This window comes from Pseudomonas sp. S44 (genome assembly GCF_016624805.1).
Lineage (GTDB): Bacteria > Pseudomonadota > Gammaproteobacteria > Pseudomonadales > Pseudomonadaceae > Aquipseudomonas > Aquipseudomonas machongensis.
Genome location: NZ_JACVTY010000057.1, coordinates 1 through 16601, shown reverse-complemented (window position 1 = coordinate 16601; position 16601 = coordinate 1). Strand labels below are relative to the sequence as shown.

General features: G+C 63.7%; 14 protein-coding genes. 4 read left to right on the top strand and 10 right to left on the bottom strand.

Going from position 1 to position 16601, the window contains the following annotated elements:
* The first annotated feature begins 30 nt into the window (after positions 1-30).
* The 3 genes from xseA to leuA all read left to right on the top strand — a co-directional run bounded on the left by xseA (position 31) and on the right by leuA (position 4301).
* Complete coding sequence (xseA, locus tag IAE40_RS25310) at positions 31-1410, top strand: exodeoxyribonuclease VII large subunit (RefSeq protein WP_197892212.1); 1380 nt, start codon at positions 31-33, stop codon at positions 1408-1410.
* A 3-nt stretch (positions 1411-1413) separates the two neighbouring features.
* Entirely contained in the window at positions 1414-2241 is an 828-nt protein-coding gene (locus IAE40_RS25305; protein ID WP_153772640.1) for a M23 family metallopeptidase, read from the top strand.
* Between the two features lie 386 nt (positions 2242-2627).
* A complete protein-coding gene (gene leuA / locus IAE40_RS25300) occupies positions 2628-4301 on the top strand; it encodes a 2-isopropylmalate synthase (protein ID WP_125930649.1) in 1674 nt (557 codons plus the stop codon).
* Positions 4302-4447: 146 nt separating this feature from the next.
* On the opposite strand, the gene IAE40_RS25295 is transcribed toward leuA, so the two are convergent.
* From IAE40_RS25295 to zwf, 3 genes are read right to left on the bottom strand one after another with little or no spacing between them, the layout of a single operon-like run.
* Positions 4448-5122: a bifunctional 4-hydroxy-2-oxoglutarate aldolase/2-dehydro-3-deoxy-phosphogluconate aldolase gene (locus tag IAE40_RS25295; protein WP_054895162.1), complete on the bottom strand. Its 675-nt coding sequence runs from the start codon at positions 5120-5122 to the stop codon at positions 4448-4450.
* A 17-nt stretch (positions 5123-5139) separates the two neighbouring features.
* Positions 5140-5853: a 6-phosphogluconolactonase gene (pgl, locus tag IAE40_RS25290; RefSeq protein ID WP_197892210.1), complete on the bottom strand. Its 714-nt coding sequence runs from the start codon at positions 5851-5853 to the stop codon at positions 5140-5142.
* A complete protein-coding gene (gene zwf, locus IAE40_RS25285; RefSeq protein WP_197892208.1) occupies positions 5840-7309 on the bottom strand; it encodes a glucose-6-phosphate dehydrogenase in 1470 nt (489 codons plus the stop codon). Before zwf ends, pgl begins: the two co-directional genes overlap by 14 nt.
* 210 nt (positions 7310-7519) lie before the next feature.
* On the opposite strand from zwf, the gene hexR reads away from it, so the two are divergent.
* Positions 7520-8374 (top strand): DNA-binding transcriptional regulator HexR, encoded by an 855-nt coding sequence (hexR, locus tag IAE40_RS25280; protein WP_200604055.1) that lies wholly within the window; start codon positions 7520-7522, stop codon positions 8372-8374.
* A gap of 1 nt (position 8375) precedes the next feature.
* Here the strand turns inward: hexR and IAE40_RS25275 are convergent, their stop codons facing one another.
* The 7 genes from IAE40_RS25275 to IAE40_RS25245 form a co-directional block, all read right to left on the bottom strand.
* Positions 8376-9230, bottom strand: a complete 855-nt coding sequence (locus tag IAE40_RS25275) for a D-hexose-6-phosphate mutarotase (protein ID WP_197892206.1) — start codon at positions 9228-9230, stop codon at positions 8376-8378.
* A 117-nt stretch (positions 9231-9347) separates the two neighbouring features.
* Positions 9348-10691, bottom strand: coding sequence for a carbohydrate porin (locus IAE40_RS25270; RefSeq protein ID WP_200604054.1), 1344 nt, complete (start codon positions 10689-10691; stop codon positions 9348-9350).
* 41 nt (positions 10692-10732) lie between these two features.
* Positions 10733-11887 (bottom strand): ABC transporter ATP-binding protein, encoded by a 1155-nt coding sequence (locus tag IAE40_RS25265; protein WP_112897538.1) that lies wholly within the window; start codon positions 11885-11887, stop codon positions 10733-10735.
* Between the two features lie 3 nt (positions 11888-11890).
* Positions 11891-12736, bottom strand: coding sequence for a carbohydrate ABC transporter permease (locus tag IAE40_RS25260; protein WP_063543233.1), 846 nt, complete (start codon positions 12734-12736; stop codon positions 11891-11893).
* Positions 12726-13637 (bottom strand): carbohydrate ABC transporter permease, encoded by a 912-nt coding sequence (locus IAE40_RS25255; RefSeq protein WP_054895154.1) that lies wholly within the window; start codon positions 13635-13637, stop codon positions 12726-12728. Before IAE40_RS25255 ends, IAE40_RS25260 begins: the two co-directional genes overlap by 11 nt.
* Before the next feature lie 138 nt (positions 13638-13775).
* Positions 13776-15062: an ABC transporter substrate-binding protein gene (locus IAE40_RS25250; RefSeq protein ID WP_200604053.1), complete on the bottom strand. Its 1287-nt coding sequence runs from the start codon at positions 15060-15062 to the stop codon at positions 13776-13778.
* A 107-nt stretch (positions 15063-15169) separates the two neighbouring features.
* Positions 15170-16423 carry a D-mannose isomerase gene (locus IAE40_RS25245; RefSeq protein ID WP_200604052.1) on the bottom strand — a complete coding sequence of 418 codons (1254 nt, stop codon included), beginning with the start codon at positions 16421-16423 and terminating at the stop codon, positions 15170-15172.
* Between the last annotated feature and the right edge of the window lie 178 nt (positions 16424-16601).

Below are 16601 nucleotides of genomic sequence, written 5' to 3'. Positions count from 1 at the left end.
CCCCCCACCCTGCCCCTTATCATGCCCGGCATGATCAGAGACCCTTTCGAACGACTCGGCCTGGACCGCGAGGTCCTCACCGTCAGCCAGCTCAACGGCCGCGCCCGTGTGCTGCTCGAAGACGTGTTCCGCAGTGTCTGGGTGGAAGGCGAGATATCCAACCTCGCCCGCCCGGCCTCCGGCCACCTGTACTTCACCCTCAAGGACAGCGGCGCCCAGATCCGCTGCGCATTGTTCCGGCAGAACGCTGTCAGGGTCCGCCAGGCCCTGCGTGACGGCCTGGCGGTCAAGGTGCGCGGCAAGGTCTCGCTGTTCGAGGGGCGCGGTGATTACCAGTTGATCGTCGATACCGTCGAGCCCGCCGGTGACGGCGCCTTGCGCCTGGCCTTCGAAGCCTTGAAGGAAAAGCTCGGCAACGAAGGGCTGTTCAGTGCCGAACGCAAGCAGCCGCTGCCGGCTCACCCGCGACGCATCGGCATCGTCACCTCGCCCACCGGCGCGGTGATCCGCGACATCATCAGTGTATTCCGCCGCCGTGCACCGCAAGTCGAACTCAACCTGATCCCCACGGCGGTACAGGGGCGCGAAGCCATTGGCCAGATCGTGCGAGCCTTGCAGCGAGCCGACAGCCTCGGCTTCGATGCACTGATCCTGGCCCGTGGCGGCGGCTCGCTGGAAGACCTCTGGTGCTTCAACGAAGAAGCCGTCGCACGTGCCATCGCCGCCTGCGTGACACCCGTCGTCAGTGCGGTGGGCCATGAGACCGACGTGTCGATCAGCGACTTCGTGGCCGACGTGCGCGCACCGACGCCTTCGGCGGCCGCCGAACTGCTCGCGCCTGACAACAGCGGCCTGCAACAGCGTCTCGACAGCCTGCAACGCCGCCTGCTGCTGCGCATGCAGCACCGCCTGAGCCACGATCGCCTGCGCCTGGAAGGCCTGGCCCGTCGCCTGCGTCACCCCGGCGAACGCCTGCGCCAGCAGGCCCAACGCCTGGATGACCTGGACATGCGCTTGCGCCGCGCCTTCATGCTCGACATGAACCAGCGCCAGCAACGCCTGGGCCGCCTCGACACGCGCCTGGCCGCGCAGCATCCCGGGCGCACCCTCAAGCTGCTCGGACAGCGCCTGGACAGCCTCGCCGAGCGCCTGCCGCGAGCCATGCGCGAAACGCTCAAGGACCGCCGCCAGCGCTTCCAGGCGCAATTGCAGACGCTGCAAGTGGTCAGCCCACTGGCCACCCTGGCCCGCGGCTACAGCATCTTGCTCGACGAGCGCGGCCAGGCCATCCGCAGCGCCCCACAGACCCGCAACGGCCAGCGCCTGACGGCACGCCTGAACGAAGGCGAACTGCAGGTCCGGGTCGAAGACAACCACCAGACTCCGGTCACCCTCTCCCTACTGGACTGACACATGCCCCGCCTGCTTGCCCCCCTGCTCGCACTCTGCGCCCTGCTGCTGGCCGCCACGGCCCAGGCCAGCTACATCACCCGCACCCTCAACAAGCCAGTCCCCGGCGGCGTGGCGGTGGTCGACCTCGGCCCCGCCACCAGCGCACCGAGCGCGCGCTTCGACGGCAAGCCGGTGCTGGTGGTCAAGGAACAGGACACCTGGCTGGCCATCGTCGGTATCCCGCTGACGCAGAAACCCGGCACAGCCACCCTCAGCCAAGGCGCACGCACCCTGTCCTTCAACGTGGGCAGCAAGAAATACCCCGAGCAGCACATCACCCTGAAGAACAAGCGCCAGGTCAATCCCGAGCCGGATGACCTCAAGCGCATCGACCGTGAACTGGCCGAACAGGTCAAGGCCTACCGCAGCTTCAGCCCGGGCGTGCCGAGCAACCTGATCCTCGACAAGCCGGTCAACGGCCCACTGTCGAGCAAGTTCGGCGTGCGCCGCTTCTTCAATGGCGAAGAGCGCAACCCCCACGCCGGGCTGGACTTCGCCGTACCCGCCGGCACCCCGATCAAGACACCGGCCAACGGCAAGGTGATCCTGGTTGGCGACTACTTCTTCAATGGCCGCACGGTGTTCGTCGACCATGGCCAGGGTTTCATCAGCATGTTCTGCCACATGTCCAAGGTCGATGTGCGACCGGAACAGGTGCTGCGCCGCGGCGACGTGGTCGGCAAGGTTGGCTCCACGGGCCGGGCCACCGGGCCGCACATGCACTGGAACGTCAGCCTGAACGATGCACGGGTGGACCCGGCGATCTTCATCGGGGCGTTCCAGCCCTGAGATCGGTGACAAGCCCGCTCACACCGGGGATTTCCTGTGGGAGCGGGCTTGTCCCGCGATGGCCGCGCCTCGGACGCACCACCTTGCGCGGCAGCAAACCTCGGCACAATAAAAAATCAATAAAAACCAAGCTGCAGCCATAAAATCTCACCCAAATGCTTTTTTTAAGCATTCCTCTCAATTTTTCTTGAACACTTGCCATCCCCTACTCCCACTGGTTAGGGTTGAGGGCATGAAAACCTCGATCACCCTCATTCTGCTCCGCCAACACCGCAGCCTTTGCCTGGTCAGTGCACGACTACCTGGGTGAACCGCGTCGCCTCGCCTCTTCATCTCGTTATCGCTTGGCAGGCCCGATCAGGCCGCACATTAAAGGATTGCTCCAAATGACCATGCTCAAAGACCCGTCGAAGAAATACCGCGCCTTCCCGACCATCGATCTGCCAGACCGTACCTGGCCATCGAAAGCCATCACCCAGGCGCCAATCTGGTGCAGCTCCGACCTGCGTGACGGGAACCAGTCGCTGATCGAGCCGATGGACGCGGAGAAGAAGCTGCGTTTCTGGAAAACCCTGGTGCAGGTTGGCGTGAAAGAGATCGAGGCGTCGTTCCCGTCTGCCTCGCAGACTGACTTCGACTTCGTACGCACCCTGATCGAAGATGGCCACATCCCCGACGACACCACCATCCAGGTACTGACCCAAGCCCGTGAAGACCTGATCGCCCGGACCTTCGAGTCCCTGCGCGGCGCGAAGAAAGCCATCGTGCACCTGTACAACGCCACCTGCCCGGCGTTCCGCCGCATCGTCTTCAACCAGGACAAGCAAGGCGTGAAGGACATCGCGGTGAACGCCGCCAAGCTGTTCGTCAAGTACGCCGCCCAGCAGCCCGAAACGCACTGGACCTTCCAGTACTCGCCAGAAACCTTCAGCGCCACCGAGCTTGAGTTCGCCAAGGAAGTGTGTGACGCGGTGATCGAGGTGTGGAACCCGACCCCTGAGCACAAGATCATCCTCAACCTGCCGGCCACCGTGGAAGTCGCCACGCCAAATGTCTACGCCGACCAGATCGAATGGTTCTGCCGCAACGTCAACCGCCGCGACAGCGTGATCATCAGCCTGCACACCCACAACGACCGTGGCACCGGCATCGCCGCCACCGAGCTGGGCCTGATGGCGGGTGCCGACCGCGCCGAAGGCTGCCTGTTCGGCAACGGTGAGCGTACCGGCAACGTCGACCTGGTCACGCTCGCGCTGAACCTCTACACCCAGGGTATCGACCCGCAACTGGACTTCTCCGACATCGACGGCGTGCGCAAGGTCGTCGAAGAGTGCAACCAGCTGCCGGTGCACCCACGCCATCCGTACGTTGGTGACCTGGTGCATACCGCTTTCTCGGGCTCGCACCAGGACGCCATCCGCAAAGGCTTCGCCAAGCAGCAGGACGGCGAGCTGTGGGAAGTTCCGTACCTGCCGATCGACCCGGCCGACATCGGCCGCAGCTACGAGGCGGTCATCCGCGTCAACAGCCAGTCCGGCAAGGGCGGTATCACCTACCTGCTCGAACAGGAATACGGCATCAGCCTGCCGCGCCGCATGCAGATCGAGTTCAGCCAGGTGGTTCAGGGCGAGACCGACCGTCTCGGCCTGGAAATGACTGCCCAGCAGATCTACAGCCTGTTGCACAAAGAGTATCTGCAGGCCAACGCCCCTTACGCCCTGGTCAGCCATCGTCTGCAGGAAGAGAACGGCAGCAGTGCCGTGGAAGTGGAAGTCGCCGGCGAAGGCGAGACCACCCTGCACTGGCGCGGCAAGGGCAACGGTGCCCTCGAAGCCCTGGTAGCTGGCCTGCCGATCGCGGTCGAGATCATGGACTACAACGAGCACGCCATCGGTGCAGGTACCAATGCCAAGGCCGCAGCCTACATCGAACTGCGTGTGGCCGGCGGTCGTCCGGTGCATGGCGTGGGTATCGATGAGAACATCACCACCGCAAGCTTCAAGGCACTGTTCAGTGCATTGAACCGCTCGCTGAGCCAGCAGGCCGCCAAGGCGGCGTAACCGCACGCGCAGCACACGGAGCCCGCATCGGTCGATGCGGGCTTTTTCATTTCATGGCGGGCCATGATGAAGGCAAAACCTGCACATAAAAAAAGGGGCGCCGACCAAGCGCCCCACAAGCCGTACAGCACACAACGAAATTCGTATCAGTCCAGCAGCGCCATCGCCTCGGCGCTGCAGGCTTCGATCCGCGCCCAGTCACCGTTCTTGATCCAGCTGCTGTCCAGCATCCAGGTCCCGCCCACGCACATTACATTCGGCAACGCCATGTAGTTGCGCGCGTTGGCCGGATTCACACCGCCGGTGGGGCAGAAGCGGATATCGCCGAACGGGCCGCCGTAGGCCTTGATCGCTGCCACGCCGCCAACGATCTCGGCGGGGAACAGCTTGAAGCGACGATAGCCAAGTGCGTAGCCCGCCATGATTTCCGACGGCGTGCTGATTCCCGGCAGCAGCGGAATATCACTCTGCACACCGGCTTCGAGCACCTCGCGGGTAATTCCCGGAGTCACCACGAATTGCGCACCCGCCGCTTCCACGGCCGCGAACATCGCAGGATCGAGCACGGTACCGGCACCGATGCACAGCTCTGGACGCTGCTCACGCAGCACCTGGATGGCCTTGAGGCCGTGCTGCGAACGCAGGGTCACCTCCAGGGTACGGATACCACCGGCTGCCAGGGCGTCGGCCAGCGGCAGAATGTCTTCCTCGCGGGCGATGGTGATCACCGGCAGGATGCGCGCCTTGCCGCAGATCTCATCGATCCGGGCGGCTTTCTCGGCCATCGAGAGCAAAGGTTGTGGGCGTTCAAGCGTGGTCATGACAGTGGATCCTTGGCTCATGGGCACCAGTAGATGTCCAGGGGGTCGTGAAGAAAGGCGCGAATGGGCATTTGCTTGAGGTCGTCGCCAGCCAGAGCGGCGCGCAGGGTAGCGAGTTTGCCTGGCCCCTGCACGGACAGTGCGACGAAAGCAGCGCTCGACAGCAGCGCACGGGTCATCGACAAGCGCTGGTGTGGCACGCTCGGTGCCAGCAATGGCAGGCAGCGGCGCTTGCTGTCCGGATCGAGGCCCTCGGCCAGGTTCGGGCTGTCCGGGAACAGCGATGCGGTATGGCCATCGTCGCCCATGCCGAGCACCAGCACGTCGATCGGCGGCAGGTCGGCAAGCACCTGGTCGGCCTGTTGGGCCGCGGCGTCGAGGTTGTCGGCGCGCTGGTACAGGCCCATGAACCGCGCCTTGGCCGCCTCACCCTTGAGCAAGTGCCGGGCCAGCAGCCCGGCATTGCTGTCGGCATGCTCGACCGGCACCCAGCGCTCGTCGGCCAGCGACACGGTCACCTTCGACCAGTCGAGTTTTTCCAGGGCCAGTTGCTCGAGAAACGGTACCGGGCTACGCCCGCCAGACAGCACCACGCAGGCCTGGCCCTTGCTGGCGATGGCGGCGCGCAGGCGCTCGGCCACGTCACTGGCCAGCGTCGCGGCCAGGCGCTTGGCGTCTGTCAGCGCGTGAACCTTCACGGTCGCTGGCAGTTGCAGTTCAGATATCGCCATACCAGGCTCTCCCATCGCGTGTGATCAGTGCAATCGAGCTCATCGGGCCCCAAGACCCGGCCGCATACGGCTTGGGCACGTCACCGGCGTTCTTCCAGCCGGCGATCAACTGGTCGCACCAGGTCCAGGCGTACTCGATCTCGTCCTTGCGCACGAACAGGTTCTGGTTGCCACGCATCACTTCGAGCAGCAAACGCTCGTAGGCATCCGGAATCCGCGCGCTGCGCCAGGTGTCGGAAAAATTCAGTTGCAGCGGGCCGCTGCGCAGTTGCATGCCCTTGTCCAGCCCCTGCTCCTTGGTCATCACCCGCAGCGAGATACCTTCGTCGGGTTGCAGACGGATGATCAGCTTGTTGCCAATCTGCAAACGCTGCTCCGGCGCGAAGATGTAGTGCGGCGTCTCCTTGAAGTGGATGACGATCTGCGACAGCTTCTGCGGCATGCGCTTGCCGGTACGCAGATAGAACGGCACGCCCGACCAACGCCAGTTGCGAATGTCGGCGCGCAGGGCGACGAAGGTTTCGGTGTCGCTCTGGGCGTTGGCGTTCTCTTCTTCCAGGTAGCCCGGCACCGGCGTGCCGTCGCTGTAGCCGGCGATGTACTGGCCGCGCACGACACGGGTGCTCAGCCCCTCGCCGGTGATCGGTGCCAGCGCCTTGAGCACCTTGACCTTCTCGTCGCGGATGCTGTCGGCCGACAGATCGCTGGGCGGGTCCATGGCGATCAGGCACAGCAGTTGAAGCAAGTGGTTCTGGATCATGTCGCGCAGTTGGCCGGCCTTGTCGAAGTAGCCCCAGCGGCCTTCGATACCGACTTTCTCTGCAACGGTGATCTCCACGTGGGAGATGGAGTTCTGGTTCCACTGGGTTTCGAACAGGCTGTTGGCAAAGCGCAAGGCGATGAGGTTCTGTACCGTTTCCTTGCCCAGGTAGTGGTCGATGCGATAGACCCGGCTTTCGGGGAAGAAGCGCGCCACGGCGTCATTGACCCGACGCGACGACTCCAGGTCGTGCCCGATGGGTTTTTCCAGCACGACGCGAGTGCGCGATGCCAGGCCGGCCTTGTCGAGGTTTTCGCAGATGGCCCCGTAGACCGCCGCCGCAGTGGCGAAATAGGCGATCAGTGGCTGCCCTTCACCGGCCTGCTCGGCCAGGGCCTGGTAGCCTTCGGGCTGGACGAAGTCCAGGTGCAGGTAGTTCAGGCGGTCGAGAAACCGTTGCAGGGCCTGGGGTTCGATATCGGCCGCCGGCACGAAGCGGCGCAGCTGGGCTTCGATGTTCGCCAGGTGCTGCTCGGGAGTACCGGCTTCGCGGGCCAGGGCCAGCAGCCGGGTATCCGAATGCAGCAGGCCGGCGCGGTCCAGTTCGTAAAGGGCAGGAAACAGCTTGCGCAACGCCAGGTCGCCAAGGGCGCCAAAGAGGGCGAATGTGCAAGGTTCTACACTGATAGCAACCATGATGTTGGTTCTTTTATTAAAGTTGGCCTAGAAATACCGTTTTCGATGACAGTTTTCAAGTGGGATGTAGTAAAAATAACAACATCTCGTACAACGATTACAGACAAGTGGTATGACAATCCCACCATCAGTACGATAGACAACCGTGCAAAAAGCCGACTGTTCCCTCAGCCGGCCGTCTTTCCGACCCAAGGACATCCCATGGACCGTGTGCGAAACCTCCTGGAACAGATCCAGGGACGCCTCGACGAGCTGAACAAGGCCGAACGCAAAGTCGCCGAAGTCATCCTCCTCAACCCGCAGCAAGCCACCCGTTTCAGCATTGCCGCCCTGGCCCAGGCGGCCAAGGTCAGCGAACCGACCGTCAACCGCTTCTGCCGCTCGTTCGGCGTCAGCGGCTACCCCGAACTCAAGCTGCAACTGGCACAGAGCCTGGCCAGTGGCGCCGCCTACGTGAGCCGCGCAGTGGAAGCCGACGACGATCCGGCGGCCTACACCCAGAAGATCTTCGCCAGCGCCATCGCCTCGCTCGACAGCGCTTGCCAGCAGATCGACCCGCAGCAGGTCAGCCGCGCCGTGGACATGATGATCCAGGCCCGGCAGATCCACTTCTTCGGCCTGGGCGCCTCGGCCCCGGTGGCCATGGACGCCCAGCACAAGTTCTTCCGCTTCAACCTGGCGGTGTCGGCGCATCCCGACGTGCTGATGCAGCGCATGCTGGCGTCGGTCGCGCACACCGGTGATCTGTTCGTGATCATTTCCTACACCGGGCGCACCCGCGAACTGGTCGAAGTGGCGAAGCAGGCCAGGGAAAACGGCGCCTCGGTGCTGGGTATCACGGCCGCCGGCTCGCCACTGGCCAAGGCCTGCAGCATGAGCCTGCACCTGCCGTTGCCGGAGGACACCGACATCTACATGCCGATGACCTCGCGCATCATCCAGTTGACGGTCCTCGATGTGCTGGCGACCGGCATGACCCTGCGCCGCGGCTCGGATTTCCAGCCACACCTGCGCAAGATCAAGGAAAGCCTCAACGCCAGCCGCTACCCTGCCGAAGACAGCTGACTCAGCCGAGCCGATGCGCCTGCAGCCGCAACTGCGCGCGCTGCCCAGGCGCCAGGCTCAGGCCCTCGCCGCTGCCACTGGCAGCCTCGACGCAGACGAAGCCCTGGCTCTCGCGCCCGCTCACTCCCATCAATGGGCGATTACCCGGGTGCCAGACCACCGTGTCGTCGCTGTCGCTGGTGTCGATGCACAGGTCACGCCCCCAGGCCGAGTCATGCAACTGCACTTTCGGTGTCCCGGGGTAGACCTTCTGGCACCCCCCGTTGAGCGTGAGCACGCCGTCTTCCCGGCAGGCCTGGCGGTTGAGGCGGTCGTAGCCGTCGATATCCTCAAGGCCTGACAAGGCAATCTGCGACACGTCGCTGATGCGCCAGAACGCGAGCAATGCGTGGCTCAGCTGGCAGGGTTCGCTGTCCTGGTGCTCGGTGCACAGGCGCAGTTCCATGCTCGAGCCCAGCCGAGCGTGCAAGTCGACTTGCCAGTCGCACAGGTCCAGGCGCCACTTGAGCGTGACGCCCTCCTCGTCCTCGCGGCTGTCGAGCAGCTTCCAGTCCAGCAAACGCCCCCAGCCGTGGGCCGGCCACAGGTCCTCGCTGGGATGACGGCCATACCAGGGCCAGCACACCGGCACGCCGCCACGGATCGCACCGACTTGTGGCCATTGCTCGGCGCACCACAACCAGGGTTTCTCGCCGTTCGGCTGAAAGTGCAGCAACTGTGCGCCCTGGCGGCTGAACACCGCCTGGCAGCGCGGGTGATCGATGATCAGGACATCGCGCTGCTGGTAACGCTCCCACTCGAAAACCGGCCGGGGCCGCTGCGAAGTGAAAAAGCGATGGAGCGGATGTTCAGACATGTTCAGAAAGCTCTTGTTGTTTGAGATAGCGCTGTCTTTACCCAAGCCCGAGATCCACTGAAAAACAGTGGATCTCGGGGTGTGGGGATGGATGGCGTAAATTTACAACAATTTTTCTCAGAATGACGACTGAATCTTCAAGCCTGCGACCAACGCGTTGTCGACATCGTCAACACCGCCAGGGCTCTTGATGTACTGCAGGTTCGGCCGCACGGTCAGCCAGTTGGTGACGTGGAAGCCGTAGTACAGCTCGGCGTTGTACTCGGTGCGCTGCAGCGGTACGAAGCCAGGGTTGTCGTAGTCATTGATACCGCTCTGGGCGTTGAGCAGTTCGGCGCGCTTCTTCACGTCGTCATTGACGTGAATGCGGGCGATGCCGAAGCCGATATCATCCTTGGGCCGTGCATCGAAGGCGCCCTTGTAGACCATCCCCACCTGCTGGTAGTTGTCGACCACGTTGGTCGCCTTGTCGTGCACGGTGAAGTTGGCGAACAGGCTCAGGCCGCGGTTGGCATCGCCGTTGTGCGCGGTGACCTGCTGCTGGGCCACGACCCACCAGCCATGTTTGCTCGAGTGCGACTTGAAGGCTTGGCCAGTCAACGCCTGCGGGTTGCCGTTGATGTCGTCGTAGACGTCGTCGGCCTTGGCGGTGCTGTAGTAATAGCCCAGGCGGTATTCGCCCGGCAGGCCGTTGACCTTCGGCGACCAGACCATCTCCACCGGCAGGATCGCGCCCTTGGTCCCGCTGCCACTGAGCTTGAAGCCGTTGCCGGTCTCGAGGTTGGACGGGTTCTGCTCGTAGGCACCGACCTGGACGAAGAACTCCGGCGTGATGTTGTACTTCACCCGCAGTGCCCACTGGCTGACCGGCCAGTTGTACCAGATGCCACCCACCCAGTTACCCACCTGCGAACCGCAGAACGCCAGGTTCTGGAAGTCGCAAGGGAAGCTGTTGAAGTCCTCGCCTTCCCCGAAGCGGCCGACCTTCACGTCCAGCGCGCCGTCGAAGTACTTCTGCTTGACCCACATCTGCGTCAGGCGCCAGGTCTGGCCACGGCCCCAGACTTCCTGCACCGAGCTGAACTGCCCGGCGCGCGGATCGCTGATGCGGTCGTTGGACAGGTTGCGACCGCTACGCTCGGTGATCGCCAGCTTGAACTCCGCATCGTGCCAGCCGAGGATCTTCTGCAGGTCCAGGTGCGCGCCGAGGGCGAACTGGTCGCTGTAGCGCGCGGTTTTGTCGTTGTTGTAGCCACCGTGCAGGTTAGCGGCCACTTCACCGACATAGTCGACGGTGAAGTCATAGCCTTTTTCCAACAGCTCGGTGCGAGCCCCACCCCAGTCGCCAGTCATCCATTTCGACTCGCTGGAGAAAGCCTCGGCAGCATGCGCGCCATTGCTGCCAACGAGGGCGAGCAGGGTCAGCGAGCCTAGTGCCTTGATACGCTTGCGATGGTCCATCCCTTGTTTCCTCTTTTCTTGTTATCGATGGTTTGCTTGCTTCAACGTCCCTTGATACGTGTCACGTTGTCCTTGGCTGGAGCGTCCGCTGCCGGCAGGTCCAGGCGTTCGCCGCTGCTCGCGTCGAACAGCAGGACCCGCGCCGGATCGAACTGCAGGTTGAGGCTGTCGCCGACATTGCAGGCGACGTCCGGCGCCAACCGGCAGCAGACCTTGGTCTGGTTGAGGGTGACGAACACCAGCAGGTCCGGCCCGGTAGGTTCCAGGACCTGCACTTCTGCACGCACCGCCGGCAAGCCGTTGCCTTCGGCGCTACCGAGTGCGATCTGTTCAGGGCGCACGCCGAGGATCACTTCGCGGCCGTCCAGCGCTTCGCTGGCAGCGCCCAGGGGCAGTTCGCAGCGGGCCTGGCCGCTGTCGAGCAGGGCGAACAGGCGCCCGTCCTGCTTGCTGATGCGCACCGGGATGAAGTTCATCGGTGGCGAACCGATGAAGCTGGCGACGAACAGGTTGGCCGGATCGTTGTAGATCTGCTGGGGCGTACCGAACTGCTGGATGACGCCGTCCTTCATCACCGCGACCTTGTCACCCAGGGTCATGGCCTCGATCTGGTCGTGGGTCACGTACACCGTGGTGGTTTTCAGACGCTGGTGCATCAATTTCATTTCGGTGCGCATCTCGACCCGCAGCTTGGCGTCGAGGTTCGACAACGGCTCGTCGAACAGGTAGATCTTCGGCCTGCGCGCCAGCGCCCGGCCCATGGCCACGCGCTGTTGCTGGCCACCGGAGAGCTGGCCAGGCTTGCGATTGAGCAGGTGTTCGATCTGCAGCAGCTTGGCTACCCGCGCGACTTCTTCGTCGATCGCCGACTGCGGCATCTTGCGGATCTTCAGGCCGAACTCGATGTTCTCGCGCACGCTCATGGTCGGGTACAGCGCGTAGGACTGGAACACCATGGCGATGTCACGGTCCTTCGGGCTCATGCCGGAGACGTCCTGATCATCGATCAGGATCGCCCCACCGGTGATGTTCTCGAGGCCGGCGATGCAGTTCATCAAGGTGGACTTGCCGCAGCCGGAAGGGCCGACCAGGATCAGGAACTCGCCATCCTTGATGGCCAGCTGGATATCCTTGAGGGTGTCCGGCAAGCCGGTGCCGTAGGTCTTGTTTACATTGCGAAGTTCGAGCGTTGCCATGACTTACCCCTTGACTGCGCCGGCGGTCAGCCCACGCACGAAATACTTGCCTGCGACCACATAGACCAGCAGGGTTGGCAGTGCGGCGATCATTGCCGCGGCCATGTCGACGTTGTATTCCTTGGCACCGGTGCTGGTGTTGACCAGGTTGTTCAGGGCCACGGTGATCGGTTGCGAATCGCCGCTGGAGAACACCACGCCGAACAGGAAGTCGTTCCAGATCTGGGTGAACTGCCAGATCAGGCAGACCATGATGATCGGCGTCGACATCGGCAGGATGATGCGGCGGAAGATGGTGAAGAACCCGGCACCATCCAGGCGTGCAGCCTTGACCAGCGCCTCGGGAATGCTCACGTAGTAGTTGCGGAAGAACAGCGTGGTGAAGGCCAGGCCATAGACCACGTGCACCAGCACCAGCCCCGAGGTAGTGCTGGCCAGGCCCAGCTTGCCGAGGGTGAACGAGGCCGGCAGCAGCACGGTCTGGAATGGCAGGAAGCAGCCGAACAGCAGCAGACCGAAGAACAGTTGCGAGCCACGGAAGCGCCACATCGACAGCACGTAGCCGTTCAGCGCGCCGATGGCCGTGGAGATCAGCACCGCCGGCACGGTGATCAGGATCGAGTTCCAGAAGTAGCCGCTGACCGTGGCCCAGGCCTTGACCCAGCCAATCGTGGTGAACAGCTCGGGCCAGCTCAACAGGTTGCCGGTGCTGATGTCTTCCGGGGTCTTGAAGCTGGTCAGCAGCATCACTACCAGCGGCACCAGGTAGAGCAGCACCGCCAGCAGCAGCACCGCGTGGATGGCGATGCGGCCCAGGCTGAGGGCCGGTTTGTCGAGGTTAGTGGTCATTGCGTTTGGTCCTCAGCTCGGAATACAGGTAAGGCACGAGGATCGCGAGGATCGCACCGAGCATCAGGATCGCGCTGGCAGAACCCATGCCCATCTGCCCGCGGCTGAAGGTGAACGAATACATGAACATCGCTGGCAGGTCCGAGGAATAGCCAGGGCCACCGGCGGTCATCGCGGCCACCAGGTCGAAGCTCTTGATGGCGATGTGCGAGAGGATCATCAGCGAGCTGAAGAACACCGGGCGCAGGCTTGGCAGCACCACGGTCCAGTAGATGCGCGGCATGCTCGCGCCGTCGATTTGCGCAGCACGGATGATCGACTGGTCGACACCGCGCAGCCCGGCAAGGAACATCGCCATGATGAAGCCCGAGGCCTGCCATACCGCGGCGATCACCAGGCAGTAGACGACCCGGTCCGGATCGATCAGCCAGTCGAGGCGAAAACCCTCCCAGCCCCAGTCGCGCAGCAGCTTGTCCAGGCCCATGCCGGGGTTGAGCAGCCACTTCCAGGCGGTACCGGTCACGATCATCGACAGTGCCATGGGGTACAGGTAGATGGTGCGGATTACCCCTTCGCGGCGGATGCGCTGGTCGAGGAACACCGCCAGCAGCACGCCGATCACCAGGGTGATGCCGATGAACATCCCGCCGAACACCAGCAGGTTCTTGCTCGCTACCCACCAGCGGTCGTTGTCGAACAGCCGCGCGTACTGGGCCAGGCCCGCCCATTTGTAGGTGGGCAGGAAGGTCGAGGTGGTGAACGACAGGACGAAGGTCCAGAGGATGTAGCCGTAGAAGCCCACCAGCACGATGAACATGCTCGGCGCCAGCACCAGTTTCGGTAGCCAGCGCTGGAGCGCGTCCAGGGGTGAGGCCCGCAGTTGGGCGGTGGTCGTAGTCATGATTTCAGATACCGGAACGAGGGCGGTGCTGCGCACCGCATCGCGGGACAAGCCCGCTCCCACAAAGACCTGGCCCACCCACAGGTTCAGCGCATGGCGCCAAACCTGTGGGAGCGGGCTTGTCCCGCGATTGGGCCGTTATTGGGCAGCCTTGACCGCTGCGTTGAGCTTCTTCGCCGCATCGGCCGGATCGGCCTTCGGATCGTTGATGTAGTTGGTCACCACATCGAAGAACGCCCCCTGCACGGCGAGCGTGGTCGCCATGTTGTGCGCCATGCTCGGTTGCAGGCCACCCGACTTGGCGTCTGCCAGGAAGTCCTTGGCAGCGGTCTGGGCGCAACTGTCGAAGCCATACTTGCTCATGTCGGCCAGCATGTCGTTGCGCACCGGGATCGAGCCCTTGTTGATGCTGAAGGTCTTCTGGAAGTCTTCACCCAGTACACGCTTGGCGATGTCCTGCTGACCTGCGGTGGTGCCTTCGTTCTTCTGCTTGAACACCGCCAGCGAGTCGATGTTGTACAGGAAGCCCTTTTCGGTGCCGGGGAAGGGTACGCATTGGTAGTCCTTGCCCGCGGTCTTCTTAACCAGGGTCCACTCGCTCTTGGCCCAGTCGCCCATGATCTGCATGCCGGCCTTGCCGTTGATGACCTTCGCAGCCTCGAGGTTCCAGTCCTGGCCCTTGCCGTCAGGGTCCATGTAGGTGGCGACCTTCTTGAGCTCGGTCAGCGCCTTGACCATCTCCGGGCCGGTCAGGGCTTTTTCGTCGAGGTCGACCAGGGCCTTCTTGTAGCCCTCCACCCCCATCACTGCGAGCACCACGTTCTCGAACACGGTGCTGTCCTGCCATGGCTGGCCACCGTGGGCCAGGGGAATGAAGCCTGCGGCCTTGAGCTTGTCGGCTGCGGCGTAGAATTCGTCGAGGGTGGTCGGCGCCTTGTCGATGCCGGCCTTCTTGAACACCTCGGGGTTGATCCACAGCCAGTTGATGCGGTGGATGTTCACCGGCACGGCGACGTAGTCACCTTCGTACTTGACGGTGTCGGCGACTTTCTTGTCGAGCAGGCTGTCCCACTTCTCCTGCTTGGCGACGTCCTTGAGCACATCGCTGTCGAGCAGGCCGGTGGCGGCCCAGTCCTGGATATCGGGGCCCTTGATCTGGGCGACGCCTGGCGGGTTGCCGGCGACGGCGCGGCTCTTGAGCACGGTCATCGCGGTGGAACCACCGCCACCGGCCACAGCGCCGTCCTTCCAGGTGAAGCCGTCTTTCTCGACCTGGGCCTTGAGGACGTCGACAGCAGCTTTCTCGCCGCCGGAGGTCCACCAGTGCACCACCTCGACGCTGCCTTTGGATTCGGCGGCGAAGGCGCTGAGGGGCATGAGCGAGGCGAGGGAAATAGCGGCGGCGAGACGCAGAGTGGAATTCATCGGTATACCTTTCTTGTTGTTATGCGGTGCAAGTCGTTCGCTTGCGTTGCATGGAGTCTAATGAGCGCGCAGACCAGGGCAGGTAACGAAGCGATGCGCGAATGTCATCACTTGGTTACATTGCCCAGGGCCAGCGCAGTGGCCAGGCTGGGTGCCAACGGCAGGCGCGGCAGGAGCACCGCCTGGTAGGCGTGGTAAAGATCGGGCTTGCCGCCCCAGATGCTTGCGCCAGGGCGGTTCTGCGGGTCCAGCTCATGGTGCCAGCTGCCGTGGACGCGATCGATGAAATGGCTGTCGATGAAGTCCCAGAAACGCCGGTACCACTGCTCGTATTCACCTTCCCTGGTACGACGCAACAACGCTGCAGCCGTCGCACAGGCTTCGGCGTGGGTCCAGTGCAAGCGCGCCCGCACTACTGGCCGGTTCTGCCAATCGAGGGTGTAGACGATGCCCGGCGCACCATCGGCGTGCCAGGCGTGACGACAGGCATTGGCGAACAGCCCGCGTGCGTCGCTCAGCAACCACTGCGGGACAGGCAGGCCGGCACGCTGGCGCGCGGCCTCCAGGTGCAGGACCAAGCGCGCCCACTCGAAGGCATGGCCGGGCGTGGTGCCGTAGGGGCGAAAGCCGTCGGTGGGATTGTCGTGGTTGTAGTCGGGCAGCGCCTGCCAGTGCACGTCGAAATGCTCGATGACACCGAAGCCGTTAGCTGCGGCATGGGTATGGATGATCCGTTCGACGATGCGCAGGGCGCGGTCGAGCCAGTGCGTGTGGCCGGTGACATCGGCCAGGGCGAGGAAGGCCTCGGTGGCGTGCATGTTGCTGTTGGCGCCACGGTAGGCTTCCGGCTGCGTCCAGTCATGGGCGAAGGACTCGCGCAGGGCGCCCTCTTCCTCGCTCCAGAAGCGCGTCTCGATGACCGCGACGGCCGCCCCGAGCAACTGCTCGGCGCCAGGTGCGCCGGCGACCACCGCGGAACTGGCGGCCAAGGCGACGAAGGCATGCAGGTAGGCGGTCTTGCCGGTATCGCCCTCGCCATCGGCGCGGGCGAACCAGCCATCATCCCGCGCATCGCGCAGCGGCCCTGCGAGCAGTGCCGCGACACCGTGCTCCACCAGCGGCAGGGAGCCAGGGATGCCCTGCACATGCGCCATGGCAAAGCAGTGGGTCATGCGCGCAGTGTGCAGGGTTTCGGCGATTGCGCCGTCGGGCAGTCGGCCCTGGGCATCGAGGCTGCCAAAACCGCCAGGCAGGCCCGAGGCCTTGGCGAAGGTCACCAGGCGCTGGCCCTCGGCGACCAGCCAGGCGTTGTGAACCGGGGAGTCGAGCCAACTGCAGAAAGGGAAATCGACGCTGTCCATCACCTGCTCAATCCTTGCCAGGGACAGGCCGGGTGCCTGTCGTCAGCGAATTCTAGCCAGCCGTCCCAGCGGGCATGTCACGAAGGCCTGTGTGAATGTCACCGTCCCGTGACAATTTCAGTGGCCTCATCGCGGGACAAGCCCGCTCCTACAGATACCTGTGGGAGCGGGCTTGTCC

Coding starts and splice junctions, on each gene's coding strand:
- xseA (WP_197892212.1), top strand. CDS start 31: ATGATCAGAGACCCTTTCGAACGACTCGGCCTGGACCGCGAGGTCCTC.
- IAE40_RS25305 (WP_153772640.1), top strand. CDS start 1,414: ATGCCCCGCCTGCTTGCCCCCCTGCTCGCACTCTGCGCCCTGCTGCTG.
- leuA (WP_125930649.1), top strand. CDS start 2,628: ATGACCATGCTCAAAGACCCGTCGAAGAAATACCGCGCCTTCCCGACC.
- IAE40_RS25295 (WP_054895162.1), bottom strand. CDS start 5,122: ATGACCACGCTTGAACGCCCACAACCTTTGCTCTCGATGGCCGAGAAA.
- pgl (WP_197892210.1), bottom strand. CDS start 5,853: ATGGCGATATCTGAACTGCAACTGCCAGCGACCGTGAAGGTTCACGCG.
- zwf (WP_197892208.1), bottom strand. CDS start 7,309: ATGGTTGCTATCAGTGTAGAACCTTGCACATTCGCCCTCTTTGGCGCC.
- IAE40_RS25275 (WP_197892206.1), bottom strand. CDS start 9,230: ATGTCTGAACATCCGCTCCATCGCTTTTTCACTTCGCAGCGGCCCCGG.
- IAE40_RS25270 (WP_200604054.1), bottom strand. CDS start 10,691: ATGGACCATCGCAAGCGTATCAAGGCACTAGGCTCGCTGACCCTGCTC.
- IAE40_RS25265 (WP_112897538.1), bottom strand. CDS start 11,887: ATGGCAACGCTCGAACTTCGCAATGTAAACAAGACCTACGGCACCGGC.
- IAE40_RS25260 (WP_063543233.1), bottom strand. CDS start 12,736: ATGACCACTAACCTCGACAAACCGGCCCTCAGCCTGGGCCGCATCGCC.
- IAE40_RS25255 (WP_054895154.1), bottom strand. CDS start 13,637: ATGACTACGACCACCGCCCAACTGCGGGCCTCACCCCTGGACGCGCTC.
- IAE40_RS25250 (WP_200604053.1), bottom strand. CDS start 15,062: ATGAATTCCACTCTGCGTCTCGCCGCCGCTATTTCCCTCGCCTCGCTC.
- IAE40_RS25245 (WP_200604052.1), bottom strand. CDS start 16,423: ATGGACAGCGTCGATTTCCCTTTCTGCAGTTGGCTCGACTCCCCGGTT.